Source organism: Halomonas sp. DP4Y7-1 (assembly GCF_019800705.1).
Lineage (GTDB): Bacteria > Pseudomonadota > Gammaproteobacteria > Pseudomonadales > Halomonadaceae > Halomonas > Halomonas litopenaei_A.
Genome location: NZ_JAHVKS010000005.1, coordinates 254944 through 264752 on the forward strand (window position 1 = coordinate 254944; position 9809 = coordinate 264752).

A 9809-nucleotide genomic window follows, 5' to 3' on the forward strand; every position below is an offset into this window, starting at 1 on the left:
GCTCGCAAGACAGCTAGATGGTCGATGTTCAAGGAAGGAGAGAGCAAAGAAGGCAACAACAAGAAAAGCCGACCCACCCTGTGGCAGTCAGCTGATTCGATAACGACATATTCTAGATACGACTTTGCGCGCTTCAGGTAGTGGGGTGGATGATGGGGATCGAACCCACGACCACCGGAGCCACAATCCGGGGCTCTACCACTGAGCTACATCCACCACAACCTGAACACTTCACATCTACAACCAGACACCAGCGCAACCAGCAACCTTCCCGCTAGACGACAGATTCAAGCCTCACCGCAATGCATGGAGTGGGGTGGATGATGGGGATCGAACCCACGACCACCGGAGCCACAATCCGGGGCTCTACCACTGAGCTACATCCACCACATACAAGCATTACAGATCAAACCCAAGCCTAACCAGGCGCCACGCTTTGCTGGCACGCCCAGCAGGACTCGAACCTGCAACCTACGGCTTAGAAGGCCGTTGCTCTATCCGGTTGAGCTATGGGCGCATTCTACACAACCGAAATCTTAACCACAACCCGAAAGCCAAGAAAAACCTTTTCTAAACAATCGCTTGTGGTCGGGGTGGAGGGATTCGAACCCCCGACATCCTGCTCCCAAAGCAGGCGCGCTACCAGACTGCGCTACACCCCGACGACCTGTTGCAATGCCGCCGAAACCGTTTCAGCTGTCCCGGCGAGCGATGCGTATTCTACGGAACTTTCCTGACAAGTCAACACGCTAGTTGAACTTTCCTTTCCACCAACGGGCTTCTGCTTTGCCTGACCGCCCCGGCATGCGAAAATCCGTGCCCACTCCTTCCACCGCCCATTCATTCGTACTTTGAGGGAAGCCAATGTCCGCCCAGCTCATCGATGGCAAGTCCATTGCCGCCACCGTCCGCCAGCAGGTTGCTCGCCAAGTCGAGACACGCCGCCAAGCCGGCGGGCGGACGCCAGGCCTTGCAGTGGTTCTGGTCGGCGATGATCCCGCCTCCCATGTGTATGTGCGCAATAAACACCGTGCCTGCGAGCAGGCTGGCATCTCCTCCGTTCAGCACGCATTGCCTGCGTCTACCAGCCAACAGGAGTTGGAGTCCCTGGTCGACCAGCTCAACGCGGATCGCTCCATCGACGGCATCCTCGTTCAACTTCCGCTCCCCGAACACCTCGACGCCAGGCCCATTCTGGAGCGAATCTTGCCCAGCAAGGACGTGGACGGCTTTCATCCCTACAATCTGGGCAGGCTGGCTCAACGACTGCCGCTTCTGCGCCCCTGCACACCCAAGGGGGTGATGACCCTCCTTCATCATAGCGGCCTGTCGGTACGCGGCCTCAATGCCACCGTTGTTGGTGCGTCCAACATCGTCGGACGCCCCATGGCGCTGGAACTCATGCTGGCAGGCTGCACCACGACCGTCTGCCATCGTTTTACCCGTGACCTGGAGCAGCACGTTCGAAGCGCTGAGTTGCTGGTGGTCGCCGTTGGCAAGCCGGGACTGGTGAAAGGCGAATGGGTTCGCGACGACGCCATCGTCATCGACGTGGGTATCAATCGTCAGGATGACGGCAGTCTTGTCGGAGACGTTGACTTCGAGGAGGCGGCACGCAGAGCCGCTCACATCACCCCCGTGCCCGGCGGCGTTGGCCCTATGACCGTGGCAAGCTTGCTGGAAAATACGTTAATGGCAGCCGATATCCACGACGGCCAGACTGCTAACGACGGCTGAACGCACTTTATACGGCCCCAGGAAGAGATCGCAGACTTGCTCAATGGCTTGGGGAGCAGGTGTTGTGCCCCCCTCGCCCAGCGCTCGACAGCAAGGTCTGTGCTGCATGAGCTTAAATACGCAGGCCCCGACTTCCTGGCAACGCATCCCCTTTCATTGGAACAAACGACTAAGGACTACCATGCAACGCATCGGAATCATCGGGGCCATGGCTCAGGAGGTCGCGCAGCTTGCCTCTCAACTGGAGGACAGGGAGACCAGGTCCCACGCGGGCTCTACCTTTCACACGGGGTGCCTGCACGGTATGAACGTTGTCCTGCTGCAATCTGGAATTGGCAAGGTCAATGCTGCGGTGGGTACTACCCAACTGCTGGAACAGTATGCGCCCGAGGCCATCATCAACACCGGATCCGCCGGCGGCTTTGGAGAGGGCCTGTCGATTGGCGATATCGTGATTTCACGTGAAGTCAGGCACCACGACGTCGATGCGATGGTGTTTGGCTATGAAGCGGGCCAGGTACCGGGCATGCCGGCGGCTTACCTTCCCGACGCGCAGTTGGTCGCTGTTGCCAGAGAGTCCATTGAAGCCATGGGTGAAGTCAACGTCACTGAAGGGCTGATCGCCACCGGGGATGTGTTCATGGCATGCCCCGATCTGGTCGCCAGGACCCGCGCTCGCTTCCCTGCCATGCTGGCAGCCGAGATGGAAGCCGCTGCCATCGCCCAAACCTGCCACCTCTACCAGTGCCCCTTCGTCGTGATTCGCGCGCTGTCGGACATTGCTGGACAAGGAGACAATCACCTGTCGTTCGAGGAGTTCCTGATCCAGGCAGCCGATCACTCAAGCCGGATGGTGTCGCACATGATTCAACGTCTATCTGCAGCTTGACAGCACCAGCTGGGACCGGCGGCGGCCATTTCGTCACGACCCTCCTGTAGGCGCAGGCCACTATCCGTCTAATGCTTGGTTCATCGAGTTATCAGGGTGAGGGAAGCCGCGTCCCTCCCCTACTCTACATCGATGGTTTCCAGTCTCATTCCACGCTTGTCCCTCCACAAAAAAAAGCGCCCGGCCTCCGAGGCCGAGCGCTTTCTTTGTAAGGCCTTTAGCCTTTATTCAATGCCTGTCTGCGAAGACTCCAATAGTCTGGCAAGGAAGGCATCACTATCCCCTTCCATCGCGACACCTGGCAGAGTTACCTGTAGATCCGCATTGCTGCCATCTTGGCTAAGACCTCCATCGAGTTTGACATGCAAGACAGTATCACCGCCGTTCGGCACGGCGAGAACCTGTTCACCGCCCTCGAGGTGGTCTAGATCATCCAGAAGCTCGCCGATATCGAGAGCCACACCCTCCTCATCGATCGCCACCAACGCGCTATAGCTGGGTTCATCCTCTAGCTCAGCCGCAAGCTCCACAGGTAGTAGTGGCTCTTCATCTTCTAACAGCAAGGCCTGCGGCCTCACTGCACTTCTACCGAGGTCAATGACACCGATAGAGGGGCCGTCATCAAGGACCGTAACATCAAGCACACCATTCGCCTGCGACCCATCTTTATCAGTGATGGTGTAACCCACCGTCAATGTCAGGTTGTTGCCACCGTCAGTGGGATGATCGATCGGATCTGACAACATCACGCTGACATCGCCCTGGGAGTCATCTGTCAGGGTAATGGTCAACACCCGAGTACCATCGGCCTCGCCGAACACCGACATGCCATCGTCGCTGACAGTGAAAACGACCGGCTTGTCACGGCTGGTAATGCTGTCCAGGGTACTGAGATCCCATTTGAACGCCTCGTTCTCAGCTGCGCCATCAGGGCCATAATCAAAAGCAAGATTGGTCGTCGCGCTATCGCTTCCTCCTGAAAGCTTCATCTCGTCCACCGTCACCGCAGCTGACCCCGTATCCGGATCTCCGTCAGAGTCTGGCGTGACCGGTACCGAACCATCAATGATATCCACCATCAGAGTGTTGGCCGCGACATCACCGTCGGCATCCGGACGCTCCAGAGTAAATTCGAGAGTTGGCTTCGTGGTTTGGTCAAGTCCCGGCAACGCAGTGAATGTCCAAGTTCCGTCGGCATCCACCACCAAGGTTCCTGTTTCTGTCACCACCTCTTCGCCCAGTGCAAAGACACGGAATCCGTTTTCCGTCGGCACCCTACCTACAATTTCCTTGGCACTTCCATCGGCTCCAGGGTCGTATGACCATTTACCGGTAGTGACGGTACCTTCCACTACACTCTTGGCCCCTCCATCAACCGACATAGTGATAGTCGGACTGTCATCGTCGACGGCCAGCGTAAGCGAACCCTCTGCCGTCGAGCCATCGCTGTCGGTCACGGTGTAACCCAGCGACAGGTTGATATCGTCTTCCTTGCTGTCGTCGCTGTGATCCAGCCCTTGGTGCAAGGTCGCCTCGTAGGCACCGGTGGCCACGTCGGTCACCACCGCGGTCAGCACCGTGTCGCCAGAGGCGTCGGTACCGCTCAGGGTCAGACCGTCGTCGGACACCGACCAGGTGACCGCTTCACCACCGCTGGTCACGCTGGGCAGACCACTGGTGTTCCAGCTAAAGGCGCCGCTGCTGGCCGCCCCGTCATCACCGAAGTCATAGCCCAGGCTGCCGGTGGCCGTCACCGCTTCGCCGGCCACGTCCTCGATACCGCCGGCAATACCACCCGGCAGACCGTCTTCGTCCAGGGTCGATACCGGTGACAGCGTGGCAGGATCGCCATCGGCGTCCGGGGTCGTCGGCACAGTGTCCACGCCAGGCGGCGTGTAGCTGCCGGTGACCACGTCACCATCGCCGTCGGTCACGCTGATCACGAAGCCCGGCAGTTCGCCGCCCACGTCACCGCTGTCCGGGGTGTAGGTCCAGGTGTTATCCGGGTTGACGGTCAAGGTACCGGTGCCCGTGTCGATAGGCGTGCCGGGCGCATACTCGGTGGTGTCGCCGGGCACGGTGATCACTACCTCACCCTGACCATCGCCACCGCCGGAGGTCGTCCAGCCACCGCTCAAACCGCCGTCAGGATCCGCTTCGTCAGGACCGGTGATGCTGACCACCGGCATATCGTCGTCGATCACCAAGGCCAGGCTGCCGTCGGCAGTGGAACCGTCGCTATCGGTCACGGTGTAACCCAGTGACAGAGTGATATCGTCTTCCTTGCTGTCGTCGCTATGATCCAGCCCTTGGTGCAAGGTCGCCTCGTAGGCACCGGTGGCCACGTCGGTCACCACCGCGGTCAGCACCGTGTCGCCAGAGGCGTCGGTACCGCTCAGGGTCAGACCGTCGTCGGACACCGACCAGGTGACCGCTTCACCACCGCTGGTCACGCTGGGCAGACCGCTGGTGTTCCAGCTAAAGGCGCCGCTGCTGGCCGCCCCGTCATCACCGAAGTCATAGCCCAGGCTGCCGGTGGCCGTCACCGCTTCGCCGGCCACGTCCTCGATACCGCCGGCAATACCGCCCGGCAGACCGTCTTCGTCCAGGGTCGATACCGGTGCCAGCGTGGCAGGATCGCCATCGGCGTCCGGGGTCGTCGGCACGGTGTCGGGTGCCGGCGGCGTGTAGCTGCCGGTGACCACGTCACCATCGCCGTCGGTCACGCTGATCACGAAGCCCGGCAGTTCGCCGCCCTCGTCACCGCTGTCCGGGGTGTAGGTCCAGGTGTTATCCGGGTTGACCACCAGCACGCCACCATCGGTCGTGATGTCATCACCAGGCGCATACTCGGTGGTGTCGCCGGGCACGGTGATCACCACCTCACCCTGACCATCGCCACCGCCGGAGGTCGTCCAGCCACCGCTCAAACCGCCGTCCGGATCCGCTTCGTCAGGACCGGTGATGCTGACCACCGGCATATCGTCGTCGATCACCAAGGCCAGGCTGCCGTCGGCAGTGGAACCGTCGCTATCGGTCACGGTGTAACCCAGCGACAGGGTGATATCGTCTTCCTTGCTGTCGTCGCTGTGATCCAGCCCTTGGTGCAAGGTCGCCTCGTAGGCACCGGTGGCCACGTCGGTCACCACCGCGGTCAGCACCGTGTCGCCAGAGGCGTCGGTACCGCTCAGGGTCAGACCGTCGTCGGACACCGACCAGGTGACCGCTTCACCACCGCTGGTCACGCTGGGCAGACCACTGGTGTTCCAGCTAAAGGCGCCGCTGCTGGCCGCCCCGTCATCACCGAAGTCATAGCCCAGGCTGCCGGTGGCCGTGACCGCTTCGCCGGCCACGTCCTCGATACCGCCGGCAATACCGCCCGGCAGACCGTCTTCGTCCAGGGTCGATACCGGTGCCAGCGTGGCAGGATCGCCATCGGAGTCCGGAGTCGTCGGCACGGTGTCCCAAGGCGGCGTGTAGCTGCCGGTGACCACGTCACCATCGCCATCGGTCACGCTGATCACGAAGCCCGGCAGTTCGCCGCCCCCGTCACCGCTGTCCGGGGTGTAGGTCCAGGTGTTATCCGGGTTGACGGTCAAGGTGCCGGTGCCCGTGTCGATGGGCGTACCGGGCGCATACTCGGTGGTGTCGCCGGGCACGGTGACCACCACCTCACCCTGACCATCGCCACCGCCGGAGGTCGTCCAGCCACCGCTCAGACCGCCGTCCGGATCCGCTTCGTCAGGACCGGTGATGCTGACCACCGGCATATCGTCGTCGATCACCAACGCCAGGCTGCCGTCGGCAGTGGAACCGTCGCTATCGGTCACGGTGTAACCCAGCGACAGGTTGATATCGTCTTCCTTGCTGTCGTCGCTGTGATCCAGCCCTTGGTGCAAGGTCGCCTCGTAGGCACCGGTGGCCACGTCGGTCACCACCGCGGTCAGCACCGTGTCGCCAGAGGCGTCGGTACCGCTCAGGGTCAGACCGTCGTCGGACACCGACCAGGTAACCGCTTCACCACCGCTGGTCACGCTGGGCAGACCACTGGTGTTCCAGCTAAAGGCGCCGCTGCTGGCCGCCCCGTCATCACCGAAGTCATAGCCGAGGGTGCCGGTGGCCGTGACCGCTTCGCCGGCCACGTCCTCGATACCGCCGGCAATACCGCCCGGCAGACCGTCTTCGTCCAGGGTCGATACCGGTGACAGCGTGGCAGGATCGCCATCGGCGTCCGGGGTCGTCGGCACGGTGTCCACGCCAGGCGGCGTGTAGCTGCCGGTGACCACGTCACCATCGCCGTCGGTCACGCTGATCACGAAACCCGGCAGTTCGCCGCCCTCGTCACCGCTGTCCGGGGTGTAGGTCCAGGTGTTATCCGGGTTGACCACCAGCACGCCACCATCGGTCGTGATGTCATCGCCAGGCGCATACTCGGTGGTGTCGCCGGGCACGGTGATCACCACCTCACCCTGACCATCGCCACCGCCGGAGGTCGTCCAGCCACCGCTCAGACCGCCGTCCGGATCCGCTTCGTCAGGCCCGGTGATGCTGACCACCGGCATATCGTCGTCGATCAGCAAGGCCAGGCTGCCGTCGGCAGTGGAACCGTCGCTATCGGTGACGGTGTAACCCAGCGACAGAGTGATATCGTCTTCCTTGCTGTCGTCGCTATGATCCAGCCCTTGGTGCAAGGTCGCCTCGTAGGCACCGGTGGCCACGTCGGTCACCACCGCGGTCAGCACCGTGTCGCCAGAGGCGTCGGTACCGCTCAGGGTCAGACCGTCGTCGGACACCGACCAGGTGACCGCTTCACCACCGCTGGTCACGCTGGGCAGACCGCTGGTGTTCCAGCTAAAGGCGCCGCTGCTGGCCGCCCCGTCATCACCGAAGTCATAGCCCAGGCTGCCGGTGGCCGTGACCGCTTCGCCGGCCACGTCCTCGATACCGCCGGCAATACCGCCCGGCAGACCGTCTTCGTCCAGGGTCGATACCGGTGCCAGCGTGGCAGGATCGCCATCGGAGTCCGGGGTCGTCGGCACGGTGTCGGGTGACGGCGGCGTGTAGCTGCCGGTGACCACGTCACCATCGCCATCGGTCACGCTGATCACGAAGCCCGGCAGTTCGCCGCCCCCGTCACCGCTGTCCGGGGTGTAGGTCCAGGTGTTATCCGGGTTGACGGTCAAGGTACCGGTGCCCGTGTCGATAGGCGTGCCGGGCGCATACTCGGTGGTGTCGCCGGGCACGGTGATCACCACCTCACCCTGGCCATCGCCACCGCCGGAGGTCGTCCAGCTACCGCTCAGACCGCCGTCCGGATCGGCTTCGTCAGGACCGGTGATGCTCACTACCGGCATATCGTCGTCGATCACCAACGCCAGGCTGCCGTCGGCAGTGGAACCGTCGCTATCGGTGACGGTGTAACCCAGCGACAGGTTGATATCGTCTTCCTTGCTGTCGTCGCTGTGATCCAGCCCTTGGTGCAAGGTCGCCTCGTAGGCACCGGTGGCCACGTCGGTCACCACCGCGGTCAGCACCGTGTCGCCAGAGGCGTCGGTACCGCTCAGGGTCAGACCGTCGTCGGACACCGACCAGGTGACCGCTTCACCACCGCTGGTCACGCTGGGCAGACCGCTGGTGTTCCAGCTAAAGGCGCCGCTGCTGGCCGCCCCGTCATCCCCGAAGTCATAGCCGAGGGTGCCGGTGGCCGTGACCGCTTCGCCGGCCACGTCCTCGATACCGCCGGCAATACCGCCCGGCAGACCGTCTTCGTCCAGGGTCGATACCGGTGCCAGCGTGGCAGGATCGCCATCGGAGTCCGGAGTCGTCGGCACGGTGTCCACGCCAGGCGGCGTGTAGCTGCCGGTGACCACGTCACCATCGCCGTCGGTCACGCTGATCACGAAGCCCGGCAGTTCGCCGCCCCCGTCACCGCTGTCCGGGGTGTAGGTCCAGGTATTATCCGGGTTGACGGTCAAGGTACCGGTGCCCGTGTCGATGGGCGTACCGGGCGCATACTCGGTGGTGTCGCCGGGCACGGTGATCACCACCTCACCCTGACCATCGCCACCGCCGGAGGTCGTCCAGCCACCGCTCAGACCGCCGTCCGGATCGGCTTCGTCAGGACCCGTGATGCTCACTACCGGTATATCGTCATCGACGGTCAGCTTGAGGGAGCCACTGACACTGTCACCATCTCCATCAGTAATCGTAAATTTAAGAACAAGATCGATATCATCCTCTACCGCTGGGTCACTGTGATCCAGCCCCTGACGCAGAGTAGCTTCATAAGCTCCGGTAACAACATTGGTGACCTCAACCGTCAACACCGCATTGCCAGAGGCGTCGGTACCGCTCAGGGTCAGACCGTCTTCGGACACCGACCAAGTGACCGCTTCACCACCGCTGGTCACGCTGGGCAGACCAGCGGTGGTCCAGGTAAAGGCCTGACTGGCATTAGGCCCATCGGCACCGAAGCGATACCCAAGTGTGCCCGTCACAAAGACAGCAATGCCTGGCACATCCTCCGGACCGCCCGCAATACCTCCAGGCAACCCATCTTCATCTAATACAACGTTCAGACCTAGAGACCTAGGTGGGGTCTCATCACGACGATTTTCAGTGTCCCCGTCATGGGTATTCGCACCGCCAGCCCTGGGAGAAATATCATCGCCGACTAAACCATTGAAGGCATACTCCAGAGGACTGACTTGCTCCACGATACGCAGGAGTCTTACAAACCCGTGCCCCTCGTTCCCTCCTCCGCCCGCGCCAACAGAACCTGCTTGAGGGGCAAGGTCGTTGTTAGAATCATTTGAAGAATCCAAGGCGTTCAGTAGTTTATCCAACTGCTCCTCATCCAGAGGCTCGCCGAAAACATCGTTTTCGGCATCGCCTTGAGATGTCGGCAGACTGAGCTGCTGGCTAGCCTCCAGAACCAGAGGGAGGCTTCCATTCCCGGTATCGACAGTAGCAGAGCTCGCGGCTCCAGTGATCAGTACGCAGTCACCATCCAAGCGATCTCCGATTCTTGCATGGCGAGTATTTCCAGAGGCATCACGAATCCACGCCTCACCAACAATCGCTACAATAACTGCATCTTCCATGTGCCTTTCCTTATCTTCGATGGCCTTCATTAGTTACCAACAAGATAAGTAAGGAATATGCGAAACCACACTGTACTTAA

3 protein-coding genes, 4 tRNA genes and 1 pseudogene are annotated in these 9809 nt (G+C 61.7%); 2 read left to right on the forward strand and 6 right to left on the reverse strand.

Annotation, left to right across the window (positions count from 1 at the left end; translation table 11 throughout):
- Nucleotides 1-141 precede the first annotated feature (141 nt).
- From KUV72_RS11955 to KUV72_RS11970, 4 genes are all read right to left on the reverse strand, one after another.
- Nucleotides 142-216: transfer RNA gene (locus KUV72_RS11955), tRNA-His, on the reverse strand.
- A 96-nt stretch (nucleotides 217-312) separates the two neighbouring features.
- Nucleotides 313-387 (reverse strand) — tRNA-His (locus KUV72_RS11960).
- A gap of 53 nt (nucleotides 388-440) precedes the next feature.
- Nucleotides 441-517: transfer RNA gene (locus KUV72_RS11965), tRNA-Arg, on the reverse strand.
- Between the two features lie 68 nt (nucleotides 518-585).
- A tRNA-Pro gene (locus KUV72_RS11970) sits at nucleotides 586-662 on the reverse strand.
- Between the two features lie 202 nt (nucleotides 663-864).
- Here KUV72_RS11970 and folD point away from each other — a divergent pair.
- Entirely contained in the window at nucleotides 865-1737 is an 873-nt protein-coding gene (gene folD / locus KUV72_RS11975) for a bifunctional methylenetetrahydrofolate dehydrogenase/methenyltetrahydrofolate cyclohydrolase FolD (protein WP_206939061.1), read from the forward strand.
- Between the two features lie 181 nt (nucleotides 1738-1918).
- The gene (gene mtnN / locus KUV72_RS11980; protein ID WP_222238557.1) at nucleotides 1919-2626 is read left to right on the forward strand and encodes a 5'-methylthioadenosine/S-adenosylhomocysteine nucleosidase; all 708 of its coding nucleotides are present in this window, start codon (nucleotides 1919-1921) and stop codon (nucleotides 2624-2626) included.
- Between the two features lie 224 nt (nucleotides 2627-2850).
- On the opposite strand, the gene KUV72_RS11985 is transcribed toward mtnN, so the two are convergent.
- Nucleotides 2851-9123 carry a DUF5801 repeats-in-toxin domain-containing protein gene (locus tag KUV72_RS11985; protein WP_315857891.1) on the reverse strand — a complete coding sequence of 2091 codons (6273 nt, stop codon included), beginning with the start codon at nucleotides 9121-9123 and terminating at the stop codon, nucleotides 2851-2853.
- A 195-nt stretch (nucleotides 9124-9318) separates the two neighbouring features.
- Nucleotides 9319-9759: pseudogene (locus tag KUV72_RS20075) on the reverse strand (retention module-containing protein); the annotation flags it as partial.
- Nucleotides 9760-9809 lie beyond the last annotated feature (50 nt).